The following is a 21228-nucleotide window of genomic DNA, read 5'->3' on the forward strand; positions in this document are numbered from 1 at the left end:
GACGCCTAGGCGACCTTCTCCAGGAACACCAGCCGGATCGGCGCGTCCAGCAGTTCGCCCGACCGCTTTTCGAAGGCCTGGAAATACGGCGTGGCGAAGTGCGCATCCAGCGCGGCCTGGTCCTGGAACGACTCGCGCATGTAGAAGCTGCCGGGCTCGTCGCGCAGTTCGAACAAGGTGTAGTCGAGGCAGCCGGGCTCCTGCCGCGTGGGCGCCACCAGCGCGCTCAAGGCGTCACGCAGCGCCTCGCGCTGGCCGGTCTTGGCCTTCAGGACGGCGATGCTGATGAGGGGCGTGGTGCTCATGGGTCGTTGTGAAGTTCGGATGCCTGCAGTCTGCGGCGACCCCCGCACATGAAAAAGCCCCCTCGCCCCGAAACTCCTTCAACCGCCCCTTGAAGATCGCGACCGCTTCAAGCGCGCGCTACCGGCTGCACTGAAAGCTCGCCGCCTGCGACACATCCCCACTCACATAACGCGGCCACAGCGGCCACTCGCACAGCGGACGCGCGCGGGTCGTCTTGAATGGCGGCTGCACTTCTTGTTCAAGCAGCTGCAGCCCCGACGGCGCACGCCCGCGCTCGACCCAGTCGGCCAGCGCGCCGAGCATGTCGACGTTGGCCGGTGCGCCGCTGCCCACATGGTCGACACCGGGCGCGGTGTACAGGCGCATGAAGCGGTCCACGTTCTCGCGGCCCATGCGTGCCACCACCGACTCGTAGTAGCGGATGCCCGCGAACGGGCTCTGCGCGTAGTCGGCCATGTGCTCGAGCACCAGCAGCTTGCCGCCGCGCGCATGGAAGGCGCTCAGGTCGGGGTTGGTCGAATCCATCAGCTGCGACACGGTGGCGATGCGCGCGGCGAAGTCTTCGGCGCGGTAGTTGCGCACGTCGAGCGACGGATTGCGTGCGTAGAAATACTGCAGCGCCCCGCTGCCGTAGAACCACGCGATGCCGTTGCTCGGCTGCGGCGGCACGGTCGGCGCGGCGGTGCCGGTCCACCAGGCGTTCCAGCCGCCCATCGACGCAAAGGCCGGCGTGCCTTCGCCGCCGATGCCCCAGCCCGGGTACTCGGTGACGCCATGCGCCAGCGGCACGGGCGAGCGCCACGGCGAGCGCAGCGTGCGCACCGCCTGCACCTGCGCGTCGTTGAGGCAGTTGTCGCCGCTCGTGCCCGACGCGCAACGCAAGGTGGCCGGGTCGAAGCGCTGCAGGCAGGCCACCGGGTTCGACACGATGCGGTCGGCCACGCCGTCCGTCGCGTCGCACGACGCGAGCACCGCGTTGTGCACCAGCTGCACCTGCGCGGGCCGCAGCCAGCCTTCGCCGAAGGTGGCGATGCCGTTGCGCGTGCCCGCATGCTGCAGCCCGGTCCAGTTGATCACCGGCACGCGGCTGAAGATGCCGTCGAAGTCCTGCGGATAGCGCTGCGCCATCGTGAGCGCTTCGCGCCCGCCTTCGGAGCTGCCCATGAAGTAGAGCTTCTGCGGTGCGTGGCCGTAGGCGCGCTGCGTCAGCGCCACCGCCACGTCGCGCACCTTCTTGTACGAGGCATGCGCGAAGTTCACGAGCGCCTCGTCGTTGAGCGCAAAGGCCTGCGGTGGCTGGCCCTGCACGTTCTGGTGGCCCGAGTCGGTGCCGTAGGTTACGTAGCCCTGCGCGAGCGGCGTGGGCAGGTCGAAGCGCGCGGCAGGCACCAGCGCCAGGCCGGTGATCAGCGTGCCGTTGAAGCCTCCGCCGCCGTACTGCACGCTGCGCCCGTTCCATGCGAGCGGCAGGTTGACCTGGAACAGGATCGGCGGCGCGCTCGCGTCAATCGGTGCGATGCGCCCGAGCACCTTGCAGTACGCGGGCATCGCCGGCGTGATGCGGGACGCGGGGCTGGGGCCGCGCTCGGCGACGGCCAGTGCAGACGCCGGCACGAGCGCTGCCGAGTCGATCGTCGCCGCGCCGCTGGGCAGGCCGATGGCGGTGGCCGCCACCGGCGCGGTGAGCGCCGCACAAGCCTGGGCCGGATCGGCGCCGAGGCCGAGGCGCGTGGGGCCGTTCGGGGCTGTGCCGCATGCGGCGAGCAACGCGGCGGTCGCCAGCATGGCGCCCCCGCTGAACACTGTCTGGGGGATCGCCATCTGTCTGTCTCCTAGTAGTTCGTTGTGACTGACCAGCCGCTACCGCGCCACGCCCAGCAACCGGTCGAGCACCTCCGGCTGCGCACGCAGCGCCACGGCCGTGTCGGTGTGCACGATGGTCCCGTGGTCGAGTACCACGGCGTGGTCGGAGATCGCGAGGATCGCCTGCGGGTGCTGCTCCACGATGATTGCGGCCAGCCCCTCGTCACGCGTGATACGGCGGATGGCGCGCAGCAGCTCTTCCACGATGATCGGCGCCAGGCCTTCGAGCGGCTCGTCGAGCAGCAGCAGCTTCGGGTTGAGCACCAGCGCGCGGCCCACGGCCAGCATCTGCTGCTCGCCGCCCGACAGCTGCGTGCCCAGGTTGGTCTTGCGCTCGGCCAGGCGCGGGAACATCTCGTAGACGCGCTGCGGGTTCCACTGGCCGGGGCGCTCCACAGCGGTGAGGTTCTCGTGCACGGTGAGCGACTTGAAGATGTTGCGCTCCTGCGGCACCCAGCCGATGCCGGCCGCCGCGCGCTGGTGCGGCTGCAGCTTGTGCAGCGCCGCTTGCCCACCGAGCGCGATGGTGCCGCCGTGCTGGCGCGTGGCGCCGGCCAGCGTGTTGATGAGCGTGGTCTTGCCGGTGCCGTTGCGGCCCAGCAGCGCGAGCGTCTGGCCCTCGCCGAGCGTGAAGGCCACGTCGTGCAGCACCACGGCCTCGCCGTAGCCGGCGCTCAGGTTTTCGATGCGCAGCAGTTCAGACATGGGCGTGTTCTCCGTGGCCCAGGTAGACCTCTTTCACTTTCGGATCGTTGGCGATGGTTTCCGGGTCGCCCTCGGTCAGCAGCGCGCCGTTGACCAGCACGGTCATGCGGTCGGCGAAGCTGAACACCAGGTCCATGTCGTGCTCGATGAGCAGCACCGACACGTCGGCCGGCAGCGCGGCCACGGTCTGCAGCAGCTCTTCGCGCTCGCCGGCGGGCACGCCGGCCACGGGCTCGTCGAGCAGCAGCACGCGCGGCTCGCAGGCCAGCGCGATCGCGATCTCCAGCAGGCGACGCTTGCCGTAGGCCATGAATTTCGTCTGCTGCTGCGACACGTCGGCGAGGTGGAACTGCTCCAACAGTTGCCCGGCCCGCTCGGCGATGCGCTTGTCCGCGCCCAGCGGGCGCCACCATTGCGCGCCGATGCCCTTGTGCTGAGACACCACGAGCGCCAGCGTTTCCAGCGGCGTCATCGAGTCGAAGAGCTGATTGATCTGGAAGGTGCGCACCAGCCCGCGCGCCACGCGCTTGTGCGGCGCGAGCGTGGTGATGTCTTCGCCGAGCAGCGAGATGCGGCCTTCGGTGGGCGTGAGCACGCCCGTCAGCAGGTTGATCAGCGTGGTCTTGCCGGCGCCGTTCGGGCCGATGAGCGCATGGCGTGCGCCGCGCTTCAGTTCCATCGTGACGTTGTTCGTGGCCGTGATGCCGCCGAAGCGCATCACGAGGCCCTGGGTCGAGAGCACGGTGTCGGTCGTCATGCCGCACCGCCCTTCTTCTTCGCAGTGCCGAACCAGGTCCACGGCTTGAGCAGGCGGTCGCGTCCCACGAGCACCAGCAGCACGAGGATGAGGCCGATCCAGAACATCCAGTACTGCGGCGTCACCGACGACAGCCAGGTCTGCAGCAGCTTGAAGACGATGGCGCCGGCCACGCCGCCATACAGCCAGCCCACGCCGCCGATGACCAGCATCAGCAGCACGTCGGCCGAGCGGTCGAAGGCCAGCACGTCGAGCGAGGCGAAGCCGGTGGTCTGCGCCAGCAGCGCGCCCGCGGCGCCCGCGATGCCGGCGGCCACGGTGTAGACCACGGCGAGCCGCGACACCACCGGGATGCCGATGGCCATGGCGCGCAGCCGGTTGTCGCGGATGGCCTTGAGCGTGGCGCCGAAGGGCGAATGCACGATGCGGCGCATCACGAGGAACAGCACGAGCATCACGGCCAGCGAGTACCAGGCGGCCGTGCGGCCATACAGGTCGAATTCGAAGAGGCCGAGCACCGGCCCCATGACCACGCCCTGCAGGCCGTCGGCGCCGCCGGTGAGCCAGTCGAGCTTGTTGGCGAGTTCGAGCAGCAGCAGCGCGGTGCCCAGTGTGACCATGAGCCGCGTGAGGTCGCTGCCGCGCAGGATGGTCACGCTGGCCACGAGGCCCAGCACGGCCGACAGCACGGTGGCGAACACGAGGCCGACGGTCGGGTCGGGCATGACGAGCTTGGCAAACAGCGCGGCGGCGTACGCGCCGAAGCCGAAGAAGGCGGCGTGGCCGAGCGACACGATGCCGGTGTAGCCGAGGATGAGATCGAGCGACATCGCGAACAGCGCGACGATGGCGATCTCGTTGACCAACAGCGAGTGCGAGGGCATGGCCAGCGGCAACGCGAAGGCCACGGCCCAGACCACGAACTCCCAGGGGCGCCAGCGCGCGGTGCGCAGCAGGGCCGATTCATAGGCAGGCGCGCTCATCTCAGCGGCCTCCCTTGCGCGTGAACAGGCCCTGGGGCCGCCACATGAGGATCAGGATCATGAGCAGGTAGACGGTGAACGCGCCCATCTTCGGAATGAAGTACTTGCCGGCCACGTCGGCAATGCCGAGCAGCAGCGCGGCGGCGAGCGGCCCGGTGATCGACGAGGTGCCGCCGACCGAGACGACGATGAGGAAATAGATCATGTACTTGAGCGGGAAGGTCGGATCGAGCCCGAGGATTTCCGCGCCCAGCGCACCGCCCAGCCCGGCCAGGCCCGAGCCCACGGCGAAGGTCAGCAGGAACACGATGTTGACGTTGATGCCCAGCCCGGCGGCCACGCGCGGGTCGTCGACGGCGGCGCGCAGGCGGCTGCCGAAGCGCGTCTTCGAGAGGATCAGTTGCAGCACCACGGTGAGCACGGCGCACACGGCGATGATGAAGATGCGGTAGTGGCCCATGCCCAGCAGGAACGCGCCGTCGCCGATTTCGCTGCGCCCGCGCAGCCACTCGGGCAGCTGCAGGTTCTGCTGCGACGAGCCGACGAAGTAGTCGACGGCCGCGACGGCCATGAACGCCAGCCCGATGGAGAACAGCACCTGGTCCAGGTGCGGCTTGCCGTACATCGGCCGGTAGAGCGTGCGCTCCAGCAGCGCGCCGGCCAGCGCGACGACGATGAACGCGAGCGGCAGGCAGGCCAGGAACGGCACGCCGAACTTCTGCATCGCGAACACGGTGAGGTAGCCGCCCGCCATGGCGAAGGCACCGTGCGCGAGGTTGATGAAGTTCATCAGCCCGAGCGTCACGGCCAGCCCCACGGCGAGGACGAAGAGCAGCATGCCGTAGGCGATGCCGTCGAAAAGAATGGTCAACATATCAGCGATTCAACAGCTTGCGCGCACTGCGGTTTCTTCGGGGAACACCGAGGAACCGGCTTTGCCGGGCCTCAGGTGTTGCCCCCGGTAGGGGGTTGGCGAAGCGACACGAAGTGCGCGCAGCCCGGGGGGCGAGCTTTATTACTTGGCCTTGCCCGGGTCCTTCACGCCCTTGAGCACGTCGAACTCGACGTTGTAGAGCTGCCCGTCCTTCTTCTCGACCTTGCGCAGGTACACGTCCTGCACGATGTCGCGCGTCTGCGCGTCGATCAGCACCTGGCCGCGCGGGCTCTCGAAGACCTGGCCCTTCATGGCCGCCAGCAGCGCTTCACCGCCGCCCTGGCCCTTGGTGGTCTTGAGGGCTTCGTAGATCACGCGCATGCCGTCATAGCCGCCCACGGCCATGAAGTTGGGGCGCATCTTGGGGTTGGCTTTCTGGAAGGCCTCGACGAACTTCTTGTTCAGCGCCGAGGGGTGCGCGGCCGAGTAGTGGTGCGAGGTGACCACGCCCAGCGCGCCGTCGCCCATGTCGTTCAGTTGGTCGTCATCCGTCACGTCGCCGGTGGCGATCATCTTGATGCCGGCCTTGTCCATGCCGCGCTCCAGGAACTGCTTCATCACCGCCGCGCCCGCGCCCGAGGGCACGAAGACGAACAGCGCGTCGGGCTTGGCGTCGCGCACCTTCTGCAGGAACGGCGCGAAGTCGGGATTGCGCAGCGGCACGCGCAGCTTCTCGAGCACCTTGCCGCCGTTGAGCTGGAAGCGGTCGCTGAAGAACTTCTCGGCGTCGTTGCCGGGGCCGTAGTCGGTGACCAGCGTCACGACCGACTTCACGCCGTTCTTGGGCGCCCAGTCGCCCATCACCACCGACACCTGCGGCAGCGTGAAGCTGCTGCGCACGATGTAGGGCGAGGCCTCGGTGATGCTCGAGGTGGCGGCGGCCATCACGACCTGCGGCGTCTTCGACTGCGTGGCCAGCGGCGCGGCGGCCAGCGCGGCCGGCGTGATGCCGAAGCCGGCGATCACGTTGACCTTGTCGTTGACGATGAGCTCCTGCGCCAAGCGCTTGGTCACGTCGGGCAGGCCGGTGTCGTCCTTCACGATCAGTTCGACCTTCTTGCCGGCCACGGTGTCGCCGTTCTGGGCCATGTACAGGCGCGCGGCGGCCTCGATCTGGCGGCCGGTGGAGGCCGACTGCCCCGTCATCGGCAGGATCAGGCCGATCTTGAACTTGTTGTCCTGGGCGCTGGCCACAGGCAGCGACAGCGCGGTGGCGAGCGCAATCGCCGAAAGGCCGGCGGTCTGGATGAGATGGCGTCTTTGCATGGAATTTTTCCTTTGAGGGACGGAACGCGAAACCGGGCGTATTTTGAACAATTCGCAACAATTGACGGAGCAGGCAACCACCTACCCACCCGCCGCACGGGTCTTTGTTGCGCGATCAGTCGAATGGTTGCGCGATGATCGCGCAACCGATGTTTTCAACGGTCGGGGCGGTACGCGGAATCGAGCGTGAGCGTACCCACGGCGCGTGACACGCAGGCGCAGATGCGCGTGGTCGCCTGCTTCTCGTGCGGGCTCAGGAACACGTCGCGGTGATCGACTTCGCCGTCCACGGCCAGCACGTCCATGGCGCACAGGCCGCACTCGCCGCGCTTGCAGTCCGACAGGGTCTGCACGCCGGCCGCATCGAGCGCGTCGAGCAGGGTGCAGTCGGCCGGCACGGTGATCGACAGGTCGTGGCGTGGAATGCGCACAGTGAAGGCTTGCGTGGCGAGGCGCCCGCTGCTGCCGAAGGTTTCGAAACGCAGGTCGGCGAGCGGCCGGCCGGCCGCGGCCCAGGCGCGCTTGACGGCTTCGAGCATCGGCACGGGGCCGCAGGTGTAGAGCTGGCCGCCGGGCGGCAGCGCGGCGATGGCGGCATCGAAATCGATGGGCGCGGCGCCTTCGTGCGCCTGCACGCCGGCCTCGCCCAGCGCGTCGCGCAGGGTGTCGAGGTAGCCGAACTCGCCCGCATGGCGCGCGCCGTACAGCATGGCCACCGGCACGCCGCGACGTTGCGCCAGTGCACCGAGGCGCTGCGCCATCAGCACCAGCGGCGTGATGCCGATGCCGCCGGCCACCAGCAGGTAGCCGGGCGCTGCCAGGTCGAGCGGAAAGTGGTTCTGCGGCGCGCTCACCTGCAGCCGGTCGCCCACGGCCAGGCGCCACATCGCGCGCGAGCCGCCACGGCCGTCGTCCAGCCGCTTGACGGCGATGCGCCAGCAGCTGCCGTCGCCCTCGCCCACCAGCGAATACGAGCGCGTCTGCACGCGGCCCTGCTCGGTCATCACCTGCACCTGCAGGTGGGCGCCGGGCTCATGCGCGGCAACGAAGTCGGTGTCGGGGCGCAGCGTGAACTCGCGCACGGTGGGCGTGACGTCGCGCAGCGCCACCACCTGCGCCTGCATCCATTGAAGATCGCTTTTCATCGGGGAACACCAGCGGGGAAAGAGAAGAAAAAGAAGTCGTCGCTCAGCCGCGACGGCGGATCAGTTGCACGCCCGGCAGCGGGCGCTGTTCGGCGCTCGGCGTGCCGTGCAGCGCCTCGCGCAGGTTGCGCCGCGCGATGCGGCTGTGCTCGCGCATCAGCGCTTCGGCGCGCGAACCCTCGCCGGACTCGATGGCGTCGAGCACCTGCAGGTGCTGGTCCTGCGCGATCACGAGCATGTCGCGCGCGGCCGGCGAATTGGCCTGCACGATGACGAAGCCGGAGGGCGAGGCGAACGGCAGGTTGACCACGCGCTCCAGCTGCTGCGCGATGACGGGGCTGCCCGCCATCTCGCACAGCAAGGCGTGGAATTTCTCGTTGTGCGTCACGTAGCGCGAGAAGGCCGCGTCGTCGAGCGCGGGCTCTCGCAGCAGTTCGTCGATGCGCGTGAGGCAGGCGCGCGCTTCGCGCAGCACCACGGGCGCCGCGCCGCGCTCGGCCGCCAGCCGCGCCACGAGGCCTTCGAGCGTGCCGCGCAGCTCGATGGCGTCGGCCACGTCGCGTTCGGAAAAGGTGCGCACCGCATAGCCGCCGTTGGGCAGGGCTTCGAGCAGGCCTTCCTGTTCGAGACGCATGAGCGCGCTGCGCACCGGCGTGCGCGACACGCCGAGCTGTTCGGAGATGGCGACCTCGGCGATGCGCGCGCCGCCGGGCAGCTCGCCCGCCAGGATCATTTCGCGCAGCCGCAGTTGCGCCTTCACGGCCTGCGAACTGCCGCTGTCGCCGGGCTCGGCGGTGGAGACGGTGGCGACCTTCATCACGCGGCCTGGCTCTCGGGGGCGGGACGGATCGGGATCGCGGCACGCGCGGGCCGTTCCTTCTCGATCATGCGGTCGATGAGGCGGCGCGCCCACATCGAGCCGGCGTCGATGTTGAGGTTGTAGAACTGGTGGTCGGGGTGCTCGTCGATGGCTTTCTGCTGCGCCTCGAGCACGATCTCGTCCTCGCGGAAGATGCCCGAGACGCCTTCGCGCAGCTCGTGCGTGAGGCGCTGCTCGCCCAGGCAGTAGTTGCGCGCGAAGGCCCATAAGTACAGGCAGGTCTTGTCGGTCTCGGGCGTGATGGTGTTGAGCACGTAGCCATTGACGCCCTTGCTGCGGTCGCCGGGGTTGTCGCCCGACGGCACCGCGCCGCTGCCCGCCTCGGCCACGCCGACGTCGATGTTCACGGTGCACGGACCTTCGAAACGGATGATCTGCCAGCGGTCGACCTTGCCCGTGTAGCCGCGCGCGTGGCGGATCTGGTTGCCCCAGAACGGCGGCGCGTCGATGTTCTCCATCCAGCGCGTGACGGTGGCCGAGCGGTCGCCGTGCGTGGCCACGAAGGGCGCCTCGGCCACCTCGCGGTTGCCGATGGACGAGCCGTGCACGAAGGTCTCGTGCGTGAGGTCCATGAGGTTGTCGACCACGAGGCGGTAGTCGCAGTTCACGCGGATCATCTTGCCGTCGCCGGCCCAGGCCGGGTCGTCGTTCCAGTGCATGTCGGGCACCAGCGCCGGGTCGGCCTTGGCCGGGTCGCCGGGCCAGATCCACACGAAGCGGTGCTTCTCGACCACCGGAAAGCTGCGCACGCAGGCCGAGGGGTTGAGCGTTTCCTGGCTCGGCATGTGGGTGCAGCGGCCCTGGCTGTTGTAGACCAGGCCGTGGTAGCCGCAGACCAGCTCGTCGCCCTCGAGGCGGCCCAGCGACAGCGGCATCAGCCGGTGCCAGCAGGCGTCTTCGAGCGCGGCCACCTGGCCGTCGGTGCGGCGGAACAGCACCACTTTCTGGTTGCAGATGGTGCGTGGCAGCAGCGCGTGACGCACTTCGACGTCGTAGGCGGCGGCATACCAAGCGTTGAGCGGAAAGGCGGTCGTGGGCGTCTTCATGAATACGCAATGTATACAGAACAACGAGAAATTCCAGCATGAAACCCCTTATTCGAGGGTAAATACTGACGTCTACGTATACAAACAGGCTTTTCACGAAGGCGCTAGGATTCCGCTCGTTCACAGTCACGACGGAGTTCATTCCATGTCCCAGCATGCCGCCCTGCCCGCCCGCTACGACCACGTGGGCAGCTTCCTGCGCCCGCAGTACCTGCTCGAAGCCCGCGAGCAGAAAGCCAAGGGCCAGATCACGCCCGAGCAACTGCGCGAGGTCGAAGACAAGGCCATCACCGAGATCGTCCGCTTCCAGGAAGACATCGGCCTGAAGAGCATCACCGACGGCGAGTTCCGCCGCACCTACTTCCACATCGATTTCCTCGACCAGCTCGGCGGCGTGAAGACCGACATCCCGGTCACCATCCGCCGCCCCGACGGCACCGAGGAACTGGCGCCGCCCGCGATGCGCGTGATCGACAAGGTGCGCCACGTGAAGGACATCCAGCTCGCCGACTTCCAGTACCTCAAGAGCCAGGTCTCGGCCGGCCGCACGCCGAAGGTGACGATCCCCTCGCCGACGATGCTGCACTTCCGCGGCGGCCGCGCCGGCATCAGCAAGGACGCGTACCCCGAGCTCGACCCCGTGTTCTATGACGACCTGGCCAAGGCCTACGGCGACGAGCTGCGTTCGCTGGCCGCCGCCGGCTGCACCTACGTGCAGATGGACGACACCAACCTCGCCTACCTGTGCGACGAGCACATGCGCGAAGCCGCCCGCAAGCGCGGCGACGACCCGAACGAGCTGCCGCACCGCTACGCCGCCTTCATCAACAAGGTGGTGGCGCAGAAGCCGCCGGGCATGCTGCTGGCCATGCACCTGTGCCGCGGCAACTTCAAGAGCACGCACGCCGCGGCCGGCAACTACGAGCCGGTGGCCGAGGCGCTGCTGAAGGAAATGGACCTCGACGCCTACTTCATGGAGTACGACGACGCCCGCTCGGGCGACTTCAAGCCGCTGCGCTACCTGCCCAAGGGCAAGACGGTGGTGCTCGGCCTCGTGACCACGAAGTTCGGCGAGATGGAAGACAAGGACGAGCTCAAGCGCCGCATCGAGGACGCCAGCAAGTACGCCTCGCTCGACCAGCTCGCGCTGTCGCCGCAGTGCGGCTTCTCCAGCACGGTGCACGGCAACAACATCGCGGTGGAAGCGCAGCGCAACAAGCTGCGCCTCGTGGTCGAGACGGCGCAGGAGGTCTGGGGCTCGACCTGACGCGCGCTTTCTGTTGAAGTCGGGGGCATGACGACGACGCAGATTTACTCCGGCCCCCTCAGCATGTTCGGCGCGAAGGTGCAGATCGCCGCGTACGAAAAAGGCATCACTTTCGAGCTCACCATGGTGCCGTTCACCACCGACGACGCCTACGAGCCCAAGCACCCCGAGGTGCTGCGCGTGAACCCGGTGAAGCAGCAGGTGCCGGTGCTGGTCGACGAGGAGGTGGCGCTGTTCGACTCGACGCAGATCTTCGAGTACCTCGAAGACCGCTACCCGCAGCCCGCGCTGTGGCCCGAAGGCATCGCCGACCGGGCCCGCGCGCGGCAGCTGGAGCAGAAGTCGGACGAGGTGTTCTTCCCCAACGTCATCAAGCTCTTCGGCTTGCAGGACGCCATGCAGAGCGCCCCTGCGGTCGCGGCTTGCGCCGCCTGCGCGCGCTTCTACGAAGAGATGGAAGGCCTGCTCGCCACGCGCGAGTATCTGGCCGGCCCTTATTCCTTCGCCGACATCGCCTTCTACATGGCGCATGTGTTCGCCGACCGCAAGGGCGCCGGCATGACCGACGCCACGCCGCGTCTCGTGGCCTGGCGCGATCGCGTGGGCGCGCGGCCCGCGGTGCGCGCGGTGGTCGATCCGATGATGCGGTTCCTGGCTTCGCAAGGGCGCGGCGTGCCGGCCTTCCTGCAGCGCTGAGCGGGCACCGAGGCATCACCCGCCCATGCCGGACACCCTCTTCGACTGGCTGCCCTCCCCTTCGCAGCATTTTCTTGTCGTCACTTTCGCGTTGCTGGTCTATGTGCTGACCACGCGCACGCGCCGCGAGCAGCGCGCCCCCACCACCGCCATCGCGTGGGTCATGGGGCTGGTGCTCATGCCCTACGTGATCCTTCCGATGTACCTGCTGTTCGGCCAGCGCAAGCTGCGCCCGGCCGGCGCGCCCCGGCCGCCGCGTTCGCTGCCGCCGGGCCACTGGGCGGCCGACCTGATCGAGAGCTTCGGCCTGGCGCCGCCCGGGCGCTGCGCGATCCGCATGCACGCCGACGGCGAGGCCGCGCGCGAGGCGCTGTTCGAGGTGATCGACGGCGCGCGCCAGCGCCTGGACGTGTGCACCTTCATCATCGGCGACGACGCGCTCGGCCACGCCGTGCTGGCGCGGCTCGCGCAGCGCGCGCGCGAAGGCATCAAGGTGCGCGTGCTGCTCGACGGCTTCGGCGCGCTCTCGCTGCCGCGCCATCACTTCGACCGGCTGCGCGCGGCCGGCGGCGAGGTGGCGGTGTTCCGACCCTTCTTCAGCCTGCGCCGCATCGGTCCGCGCAACCTGCGCAACCACCGCAAGCTCACCATCGCCGACGACCGCTGGCTGTGGTCGGGCGGGCGCAACCTCGCGGGCGAGTACTTCTCCGGCAACGACAAGCACCCCGAAGCCTGGCACGACCTGTCGTTCGACCTGCACGGCAGCGTGGCCGCCGCCGCGGCGCGTCAGTTCGACCACGACTGGAGCTCGGTGCGCGGGCGCAAGGCGCGCGCCATCACCGCCGCCGACGTGCCCGCGGGGCCCGGCTGCGCGATGGCCCAGTTCCTGCCGAGCGGCCCCGACCAGACCGAGGACACGGCGCACGCGCTGCTCATCGACGCCTGCTTTCGCGCCGAGCACCGCATCCTCGCGATCACGCCCTACTTCGTGCCCGGCGACGGCCTGCGCGATGCGCTGCGCCTCGCCGCGCGGCGCGGCGTGCAGGTGACCATCGCGATGCCCGCGCAGTCGAACCACCGGCTGGCCGACTTCGTGCGCGCACGCGCCATGCGCGACCTGGCGCGCGCGGGCGTGAGCTTTCGCATGCTGCCCTTCATGGCCCACGCCAAGGCCGTGGTGGTCGACGACGAACTGGCGATGTGCGGCTCGATCAACCTCGACCTGCGCAGCCTGCTGCTGAACCACGAGGCGGCGGTGGTGTTCTACGGCCACGACGACATCGAATGGCTGGCCGAATGGATCGAGACCACCGCCTCGGCCGGCGAGCCCTACCGCGCGCGGCGCCCGGGGCTGCTGCGCGACGTGGCCGAAGGGCTGCTGCTGACCGTCGCCTTCCAGCTGTAGACGGGCGGCGCATCGCCCAAGATGCACGGACGCAACACAATTGCAACCAATTGAACAATCGCACTAGAATCGCCACCGGTTCCGGTGGATGACCGCTCTTCCGGAACCCCCTGCATTGCGGGGCAGCCCGCTCCGGCCCGGCCTCATGGGGCTCACCGAAGCGCCATTCGTACCGCCGTTGTCGTGAGAAAGTGCCCAAATAACAGGCACCACTACAGCGAGGCCAGTTCCCTTCCTACGAGCCCAGAAATTAAGATAAAGGTTCACTGATTGTTGCCACATCGTGTGGAGGAATGAGCGGTCCGCCCGCCCCTTTGCACTGAATGAGCAACCAGTAGTCCCCCGCACTTCAGAAGCATCGGCGCCCGTCAGGGCGTATCGCCTTCGGCGACCTCGATGCGATGCAGGAGCGTGACCGGCAAAGGCGGTCGCCGCGGGGTTTGAGCGCTGGGCGCCGGGCGACACCTTCGCACGGCCCCAAGCGATCCCCTTTGTTGTCGATCACTGCCGGATTCCCCTGAGCACGGGGAGAAAAATCGATGCCTTTCATTGATTCGCTGCTGGCGCTCGCGCGCCGGCTGGGCGCAGCCTTGCCTGTCGTTTGGGCCCTGCTGCTGCCGTTGTCCGCCGCCCCGACCTGGGCGGCCCTGAACGAAGTCGGCCGCGCCACGCCGAGCGTGCACCGCCTGCGCTTCTTCATCGACCCGCAACTGGCGGCCGACATCGGCGCGCCCGAGGCCGGCCGCCGGCTTGCGCAGTACGTGGCCGACCTCAACACCGTGTTCCAGCGCGAGACCGTGCGCAGCTTCACCTTCGACCCCGCGAAAGACCTGCAGATCGTCGCGCCCGGCGCGGCGCCGCCCTGCGGCTTCAACGGCGTGGCCGGCGGCGAGATCGTGCTGTGCGTCGGCCCCTCGAAGCGCGGCTACAGCCACGGCGGCCTGACCACCAGCACTACCTTCCCGCCCACCGGCGTGACCTGGAACCTGAACTGGACCGCCATCCACGACCCGCTGCGCCTGTCGCGCGCCATCACGCCGGCCGCGCCCGAGTCCACCGAGAAAGACTACCTCGGCCGCCAGCTCAAGACCTTGCTGCACGAGCTGGAGCACGTGTTCGGCGCCGGCTCGGGCGAGTACTACAACGCCATCGCCGTCGCCGACACCACCGAGACCGCGCCCGCCAGCGACCTCGCGCTCGTGAAGCACACCGACCGCTACTGGTGGCCGCGCCAGCACTGGCGCCTCGATCCGCTGCTGGGCACCGTGTTCGAGCAGCGCTACGACCCGGCCGCCAACCGCGTCGCCACGCTCGGCCTGATCCGTTTCACCGAAGGCACCAAGGCGCAGATCAACACCGACTGGCGCGACTGGCCCAAGCTCGGCAGCTCGAAGTTCATGGCCACGACCACCGCCACGCAGGTGCGCGTGACCGAGCGCGAGAGCGGCGCCGCGCTGGCCGGCGCGCCCGTCTCGGTGTGGCGCGACCCGGGCGCCGGCAAGCCGCTGGAGCCGATCGCGCAGGGCAGCACCAACGCCGAGGGCCGCTTCGTCTTCGACTGGCGCTGCGGCTTCAGCTGCTTCGCCGTCGGCAAGACCACGCTGCTCGTGAAGGCCCAGGCCCCGGGCCGCGCACCGGGCGCCACCTGGTTCACCATCTTCGATGCCTTCGAGCAGAAGGCGGTGCAGGGGCAGGCGGCCTTCACCATCGACCTGCCGCTGGGCGTGCCCGACAGCCAGAAGCCGGCTGTCTCGCTGGCCGCGCCCGCGATGGCGACCGTGGGTCAGCCGGTGGCGCTGGCGCCCGTGGCGGTCGACAACGTCGGCGTCTTCGGCGTGAAGGTGATCGGTACCGACAGCCTGCCGATCTGCACCTTCACCGCCCCGCCCTACACCTGCCACTGGACGCCGACCGCGCCGGGCGTGCAGATCGTCCGCGTGATCGCCATCGACGCCGCGGGCAATGCCGAGGTTGCCTCGGCGCAGGTGATCGTGCGCGCGCCCGCCGACACCACGGCGCCGACCGTCACGCTGAACGTGCCGCCCATGGCCTCGTCGGCCGCCGGCCTGCCGGTGCGGCTGTCGGCCAGCGCGACCGACGACGCCGGCGTGGCCGAGCTGGCCTTCATCGTCGACGGCAAGACCGTCTGCGCGCTGCGCGCCGCGCCCTACGCCTGCAGCTGGACACCCGCGCGCGCGGGCCTGGCCAACATCGAGCTGCGCGCCACCGATGCGGCGGGCAATGTCGCCACCACCTCGGCCACCGCGCGCGTCGGCGCGGAACTGCGGCCCGAAGACCTGTAAGAGATCGCGCTCAACGCCGGTTGGTGAAGCTGGCGTTGCCCAGCCCGGTGCCGATGGTCAGCACGCCCCAGTGGCGCACGTCGCGCATGAAGGGCAGCTCGCTCAGTCCCTGCACCACCGCGTCGTTGTGCATGAGCACCAGCGTCGCGCCCGAGCCGATGATCGGCAGCCGCCGCCACAGCGCGGCCGGCAGGTGGAAGGCCCGGCTCTCCCAGTCGCCCGGCAGGTTCTGCGCGCCGCGCGCGATCGAGCCGTCGGAGCGGATCAGCCCCGGGCAGCCGATGCCGATGAAGGGCGCGAGCCGGATCTTGCGGCGTTCGGCGTAGATCACCATGTCCTCGAGCATGTCGGCGATGCGTTCGACCATGTGGCTGCGGTTCGGGCCGTCGTCGGCGTGGCGCCACTTTTCTCGCTTGACCACTTTCGCGCGTGAGAAGTCGGACGCCTTGCGGTGGCGCGTCTTCACGATGCCGCAGCGCACATTGGTGCCGCCGATGTCCACGGCCAGGATGGCGTCGTGCCCCTTCAGCAGCGGCGGCGGCGTCAGGTGCGCCCAGCCGATCAGCCCACCGTCGTCCACGTTGTGCGACAGCCGGCCCAGCTGCACGTGCACGCCCAGGTCCTCGAGCATCGCGCCCGCCTCCAAGATCGCGCGCTCGCCCACATCGCTCTCGGGAAAGCCGCCGCCAACCACGATGCGCTGCACCTTGCGCCACGAGGGCTGGCGCACGAAGCGCTGGACCACGAAGGCCAGCTCTTGCGCGAACTCCTCGATGGCGCCGTGCATCACGTCGCCGGCGGCCGTGGCGGTCTTTCCCTGCAGCGCGCGGTCGAGCTGCTTCTTGCTCAGGTCGCGCGAGTGGGCCGCGCCCAGCGGGTCGCGGCCGCTCTTGCGGCGTCGCTTGCGCCAGCGCTCGAGCAGTTCGCGAAACGCCGTCTGGCTGGCCTGGTCGCCGACGAAGCCGTCCTTGTCGCGCAGCTGCAGGCTGTAGCCGTCCACGCGCAGGCCGGGCAGCTCACGCAGGCCGTGGATGTCGGGACCGGGGGGCGCGTGCCTGGTTTTTTTCATGACGGCCACTATGGGCCGCTGCGCGCCCGTGGCGCATCGGCTTCGCGCACCACGGCGTGTAGGAGACGGACGGGTACGGCTGGCGCGGCGATGCCGATACACTGACCCGGATGCACCTGCCTCGCAGCTTCTGGCACCCCGCCCTGTGGCTTTTCGCGATGCTCTGGCTGGCCGCCGCCGCACCCCGCGCGCAGGCCGCCGACGAGACGCTGCGCGTCGGCTCCAAGCGCTTCACCGAGTCGTACATCCTGGCCGAGGTGCTGGCGCAGACGGCCGCGCCGCACACCACGTCGCCGCCCGTCGTGCGGCAGGGGCTGGGCAACACGGCCATCGTGTACGAGGCGCTGCGTTCGGGCGCCATCGACCTGTACGCCGAATACACCGGCACCATCGCGCTCGAGATCCTCAAGGGCTCGCCCGCCGACACGCGCGAAGCGATGAACGCCGCGCTCACGCCGCTCGGGCTGGGCGTGGCGATTCCGCTGGGCTTCAACGACGGTTATGCGCTGGCCGTGCGCGCCGCCGACGCCGACAAGCTCGGGCTGCGCACGCTGAGCGACCTGGCCAAACACCCCGAACTGCGCATCGGGTTGTCGAACGAATTCATCGGCCGCGCCGACGGCTGGAAGGGCCTGGCCGCGCGCTACGGTTTCACGCAGACGCCGACCGGGCTCGACCACGGCCTGGCCTACGAGGCGATGACGGCCAAGCAGATCGACGCCATCGACATTTACACCACCGACGCCAAGATCGACCACCTCGGCCTGCGCGTGCTCGTGGACGACAAGCAGTACTTTCCGCGCTACGACGCGGTGGTGCTCTACAAGCTCGACCTGCCCGCGCGGCTGCCGAAGGCCTGGGCCGCATTGCAGGCGCTCGAAGGCAGGATCGACGAGCACGCGATGATCGCGATGAACGCGCGCGCCGAGCTGCAGGGCGTGCGCTTCGACACGATCGCGCGCGACTTCCTGGCCGGCGCCACCAAAGACGGAAAGACGCCACCGAGCGCCGCGCGCGGCTTCACCGCCAAGCTCTTCGGCCCCGACCTCTGGCCGCTGGCGCGCCAGCACCTGCTGCTGGTGGCCGTGTCGGTCGGCGTGGCCATCCTCATCGGCGTGCCGCTCGCGATCCTCCTGTTTCCGCACCTGCGGCTGCGCGCCGTGGTGCTGGGCTTTGCGAGCGTGATGCAGACCGTGCCCTCGCTGGCGCTGCTCGCGGTGCTGATCTCTTTGCTTGGCGCCATCGGCGCCCTGCCCGCGCTCATCGCGCTCACGCTGTATTCGCTGCTGCCGATCATGCGCAACACCGTGACCGGGCTGGCCGAAGTGCCGAATGGACTTCGGCTGGCCGGCACCGCGCTGGGCATGACGCCGCCGCAGAGCCTTCAGTTGGTGCTGCTGCCTCTTGCATTGCCCACGCTGCTGGCGGGCGTTCGCACCGCGACAGCCATTGCCATCGGCACGGCCACCATCGCGGCTTTCATCGGCGCAGGTGGTTTCGGTGAGCGCATCGTGACAGGACTCGCGCTCAACGACCGCGAGCTGTTGATGGCCGGAGCGTTGCCGGCTGCTGCCATGGCGCTGATCAGTGAAGGGGTCTTCGAACTGATCGAGTTCCTGATGCGTCGCAGCCGCAGGGCACCATTGGCCTGAGCTGTTCAGGGCGACGCTCCCGCCGACGCGGTACCTTGCTCCGCGAATGTCCCCCGGCCTTCGGCCTCCTCCTTGATTTCGCTGCGCAAGGCACCGCATCGACGTGAGCGTGTTCAGTGCGGTCGTTGATGGGCTGCGCACCACCGCCGCTTCCCGTGCGCAGGACACTGGGTGCTTCCCGCAGCGAAATCAAGGAGGAGGGGCGAAGCCCCGAGGGACATTCGCGGAGGGAAGTACCCGGTGGCCTGTGCACGCGCCCCGAACAAGGCAGACGTTAAAAAGCCCCCAACCGAGGGCTTCCAACGAGACAAGAAAAGCGTCAGGCGAGCGTGTAAGCCGTCTTCACCGTAGTGAAGAACTCCTGCGCGTACTTGCCCTGCTCCCGCGGCCCATAGCTCGACCCCTTGCGGCCACCAAACGGCACGTGATAGTCCACCCCCGCCGTCGGCAGGTTCACCATCACCATCCCTGCCTGGCTGTGGCGCTTGAAGTGCGTCGCGTACTTCAGCGAGGTCGTCGCAATGCCGGCCGACAAACCGAACTCGGTGTCGTTCGCCGTCGCCAGTGCCTCTTCATAGTTCTTCACGCGGATCACGCTCGCCACCGGCCCGAACACCTCCTCGCGGTTGATGCGCATGTTCGCGGCTGACTCGCTGAACAGCGCCGGCGACATGTAGTAGCCGTCCGTCTCCAGCTTCAGCAGCTCACCGCCGGCCGCCAGCGTGGCGCCCTCGCCCTTGCCGATGGCGACGTACTCCATGTCCTGGTCGAGCTGCGACTTCGACGACACCGGCCCCACGTCCGTGTCCTGCGCGAGCGCATCGCCGACCTTGATCTTCGCCATGCGCGCCTTCATCGCCTCGATGAACTTCGGGTAGATGCCTTCGGTCACGATGAGTCGGCTCGACGCCGTGCAGCGCTGGCCGGTCGAGTAGAACGCGCTCTGCACGCTGAGCTCCACGGCCTGCGCGAGGTCGGCGTCGTCGAGCACCACCTGCGGGTTCTTGCCACCCATCTCGAGCTGCACCTTCTTGTGGTTCGTGACGCACTGGATCGCGATGTTGCGGCCCACGCCCACCGAGCCCGTGAAGCTGATCGCATGGATGCCGGGGTGATTGACCAGCGCATCGCCGATCACGCTGCCGCGCCCCATCACGAGGTTGAACACGCCGGCCGGAATGCCCGAGCGGCTGATGATCTCGGCCAGCGCCCACGCGCAGCCCGGCACGAGGTCGGCGGGCTTGAGCACCACGCAGTTGCCGAAGGCCAGCGCGGGTGCGATCTTCCAGGCGGGAATCGCGATGGGAAAGTTCCACGGCGTGATGAGCCCGACCACACCGACCGGCTCGCGCGTGATCTCCACGCCAATGTTCGGGCGCACCGAAGGCAGCACCTCGCCCGCGAGGCGCAGGCATTCGCCCGCGAAGAACTTGAAGATCTGCCCTGCGCGCGTGGCCTCGCCGATGCCTTCGGCCTTGGTCTTGCCTTCTTCGCGCGCGAGCAGTGTGCCCAGCTCTTCCTTGCGCGCGAGGATCTCGATGCCGATCTTGTCGAGCGCGTCGGAGCGCGCCTGGATGCTGCCCGTCGCCCAAGCGGGGAAAGCGGCGGTGGCGGCGGCCACGGCCGCATCGACCTGGCCCTTGTCGCCCTGCGTGTACTGGCCCAGCACGTCGGCCAGGTTGCTGGGGTTGATGTTGGGGCTGTAGCTTTGGCCAGCCAGCCATTCGCCATTGATGAGGTTGTTGAACTCAGTCATCGTCGATGTCCTTGTGTGCGTGTTGCGGTGAGGAGGTTGGAAAAGTCTCAAGGCTAGGTGGCGCCTTCGGACTCCACGTAGAGGGCGTACAGCGAATGGCTGGCCGCCATGTAGAGGCGGTTGTTCTTGGGGCCGCCGAACGTCAGGTTGGCACAGCGTTCGGGCAGGCGGATGAAACCGATGGGCTTGCCTTGCGAATTGAAGATCTTGACGCCATCGAGGTCTTCGGATTTCGCCTGCGGCTGATAGACCTTCATGCCGTTGCCGGCATCGACGGGTTCGGGAGCGACGGCGCCGTTCCAGCCCCAGCCCATCCAGAGATTGCCGTCGCGGTCGACGCGAAAGCCATCGAGCGCCGCGGCGCCCGTGCCGTCGATGAGCTTCAGCTTGTTCGACACGCTGCCATCGGCCGCCACGTCGTAGCTCCAGAGGCTGCGGTTGGGCGTGCCCTTCCACTCGACAACGTAGAGCTTTTTCTCGTCCGGCGAGAAGGCCAGGCCGTTCGGGTTCACGAGGTCGGTGATCACCGCCGAGAGCTGGCCGTCGGGCGTGAGGCGGTACACGTTGGTCGTCGCCTGCTCGGGCGCGGCCTTCTCGCCTTCCCACGTGCCCGAGATGCCGAAGAGCGGGTCGGTGAACCACACGGTGTCGTCCGACTTCACAACCACGTCGTTCGGCGAATTCAGCCGCTTGCCCTGGTAGCGGTCGGCCAGCACGGTCATGCGCCCGTCGGCCTCGGTGCGCACCACGCGCCGCGTCACCGAGTGCTCGCAGCTGATGAGGCGGCCCTGCCGGTCGCGCGTGTTGCCGTTGCAGTAGCCGGCGTTCGCCTTGTGGACCTTGAACTCGCCGGTCTTCTCCTCGTAGCGCATCAGCCTGTTGTTCGGGATGTCGCTGCACACGAGGTAGCCCTCGCGCGGCAGGTACACCGGGCCCTCGGCCCAGCGCATGCCGGTGCCGACCTGCTCGAGCGTGCTGCTGTAGATGCGGTACTTCGCAAAGCTGGGGTCGAGGATCAGCACCGACGGATCGGGATACCGCTGCTGCGGCTTGTAGGGAAACGACTGGGCGCCCGCGGCGGCGGCCACGGCGCCGAGTGCCGAGCCGGCAGCCGCTTGCAGCAGGCGACGGCGATCCATGTGCTTGTTCATTCAGTCTCCTTGGATGTTTCAGCCGTCAGCGCACGAAGGCACCG

At 68.7% G+C, this 21228-nt stretch carries 18 protein-coding genes; 5 read left to right on the forward strand and 13 right to left on the reverse strand.

Annotated features, from left to right (window positions below):
• Positions 1-5: 5 nt before the first annotated feature.
• The 10 genes from ACAM52_RS16810 to ACAM52_RS16855 all read right to left on the reverse strand — a co-directional run bounded on the left by ACAM52_RS16810 (position 6) and on the right by ACAM52_RS16855 (position 9885).
• Positions 6-305: a putative quinol monooxygenase gene (locus ACAM52_RS16810; protein WP_369644029.1), complete on the reverse strand. Its 300-nt coding sequence runs from the start codon at positions 303-305 to the stop codon at positions 6-8.
• Between the two features lie 118 nt (positions 306-423).
• Positions 424-2127 (reverse strand): tannase/feruloyl esterase family alpha/beta hydrolase, encoded by a 1704-nt coding sequence (locus tag ACAM52_RS16815; RefSeq protein ID WP_369644030.1) that lies wholly within the window; start codon positions 2125-2127, stop codon positions 424-426.
• Between the two features lie 39 nt (positions 2128-2166).
• Entirely contained in the window at positions 2167-2874 is a 708-nt protein-coding gene (locus tag ACAM52_RS16820; protein WP_369644031.1) for an ABC transporter ATP-binding protein, read from the reverse strand.
• On the reverse strand, positions 2867-3631 hold the full coding sequence (locus tag ACAM52_RS16825; RefSeq protein ID WP_369644032.1) for an ABC transporter ATP-binding protein: 765 nt from the start codon (positions 3629-3631) through the stop codon (positions 2867-2869). Before ACAM52_RS16825 ends, ACAM52_RS16820 begins: the two co-directional genes overlap by 8 nt.
• A complete protein-coding gene (locus ACAM52_RS16830; RefSeq protein ID WP_369644033.1) occupies positions 3628-4614 on the reverse strand; it encodes a branched-chain amino acid ABC transporter permease in 987 nt (328 codons plus the stop codon). Before ACAM52_RS16830 ends, ACAM52_RS16825 begins: the two co-directional genes overlap by 4 nt.
• A 1-nt stretch (position 4615) precedes the next feature.
• On the reverse strand, positions 4616-5488 hold the full coding sequence (locus ACAM52_RS16835) for a branched-chain amino acid ABC transporter permease (RefSeq protein WP_369644034.1): 873 nt from the start codon (positions 5486-5488) through the stop codon (positions 4616-4618).
• A 141-nt stretch (positions 5489-5629) separates the two neighbouring features.
• The gene (locus ACAM52_RS16840) at positions 5630-6814 is read right to left on the reverse strand and encodes an ABC transporter substrate-binding protein (protein WP_062470617.1); all 1185 of its coding nucleotides are present in this window, start codon (positions 6812-6814) and stop codon (positions 5630-5632) included.
• 155 nt (positions 6815-6969) lie between these two features.
• Positions 6970-7959 carry a PDR/VanB family oxidoreductase gene (locus tag ACAM52_RS16845; protein WP_307586007.1) on the reverse strand — a complete coding sequence of 330 codons (990 nt, stop codon included), beginning with the start codon at positions 7957-7959 and terminating at the stop codon, positions 6970-6972.
• A gap of 43 nt (positions 7960-8002) precedes the next feature.
• A complete protein-coding gene (locus ACAM52_RS16850; RefSeq protein WP_369644035.1) occupies positions 8003-8776 on the reverse strand; it encodes a GntR family transcriptional regulator in 774 nt (257 codons plus the stop codon).
• Positions 8776-9885, reverse strand: a complete 1110-nt coding sequence (locus ACAM52_RS16855) for a Rieske 2Fe-2S domain-containing protein (protein ID WP_369644036.1) — start codon at positions 9883-9885, stop codon at positions 8776-8778. Before ACAM52_RS16855 ends, ACAM52_RS16850 begins: the two co-directional genes overlap by 1 nt.
• Before the next feature lie 145 nt (positions 9886-10030).
• Between ACAM52_RS16855 and ACAM52_RS16860 the strand changes: the two genes are divergently transcribed.
• The 4 genes from ACAM52_RS16860 to ACAM52_RS16875 all read left to right on the forward strand — a co-directional run bounded on the left by ACAM52_RS16860 (position 10031) and on the right by ACAM52_RS16875 (position 15556).
• Positions 10031-11152: a 5-methyltetrahydropteroyltriglutamate--homocysteine S-methyltransferase gene (locus tag ACAM52_RS16860; protein WP_369644037.1), complete on the forward strand. Its 1122-nt coding sequence runs from the start codon at positions 10031-10033 to the stop codon at positions 11150-11152.
• A gap of 27 nt (positions 11153-11179) precedes the next feature.
• Positions 11180-11848 (forward strand): glutathione S-transferase family protein, encoded by a 669-nt coding sequence (locus ACAM52_RS16865; protein WP_369644038.1) that lies wholly within the window; start codon positions 11180-11182, stop codon positions 11846-11848.
• Positions 11849-11873: 25 nt separating this feature from the next.
• Complete coding sequence (locus ACAM52_RS16870) at positions 11874-13253, forward strand: phospholipase D-like domain-containing protein (protein WP_369644039.1); 1380 nt, start codon at positions 11874-11876, stop codon at positions 13251-13253.
• Positions 13254-13792: 539 nt separating this feature from the next.
• Positions 13793-15556, forward strand: a complete 1764-nt coding sequence (locus tag ACAM52_RS16875) for an Ig-like domain-containing protein (protein ID WP_369644040.1) — start codon at positions 13793-13795, stop codon at positions 15554-15556.
• Between the two features lie 10 nt (positions 15557-15566).
• Here ACAM52_RS16875 and ACAM52_RS16880 read toward each other — a convergent pair whose 3' ends face one another.
• Complete coding sequence (locus ACAM52_RS16880) at positions 15567-16625, reverse strand: ROK family protein (RefSeq protein WP_369644041.1); 1059 nt, start codon at positions 16623-16625, stop codon at positions 15567-15569.
• Between the two features lie 110 nt (positions 16626-16735).
• Between ACAM52_RS16880 and ACAM52_RS16885 the strand changes: the two genes are divergently transcribed.
• Entirely contained in the window at positions 16736-18277 is a 1542-nt protein-coding gene (locus tag ACAM52_RS16885; RefSeq protein WP_369644042.1) for a glycine betaine ABC transporter substrate-binding protein, read from the forward strand.
• Between the two features lie 319 nt (positions 18278-18596).
• Here the strand turns inward: ACAM52_RS16885 and ACAM52_RS16890 are convergent, their stop codons facing one another.
• On the reverse strand, positions 18597-20033 hold the full coding sequence (locus ACAM52_RS16890) for an aldehyde dehydrogenase family protein (protein ID WP_369644043.1): 1437 nt from the start codon (positions 20031-20033) through the stop codon (positions 18597-18599).
• A 53-nt stretch (positions 20034-20086) separates the two neighbouring features.
• Positions 20087-21184 (reverse strand): SMP-30/gluconolactonase/LRE family protein, encoded by a 1098-nt coding sequence (locus tag ACAM52_RS16895; protein WP_369644044.1) that lies wholly within the window; start codon positions 21182-21184, stop codon positions 20087-20089.
• Positions 21185-21228 lie beyond the last annotated feature (44 nt).

The sequence above is a fragment of the Variovorax sp. V118 genome, from assembly GCF_041154445.1.
Lineage (GTDB): Bacteria > Pseudomonadota > Gammaproteobacteria > Burkholderiales > Burkholderiaceae_C > Variovorax > Variovorax boronicumulans.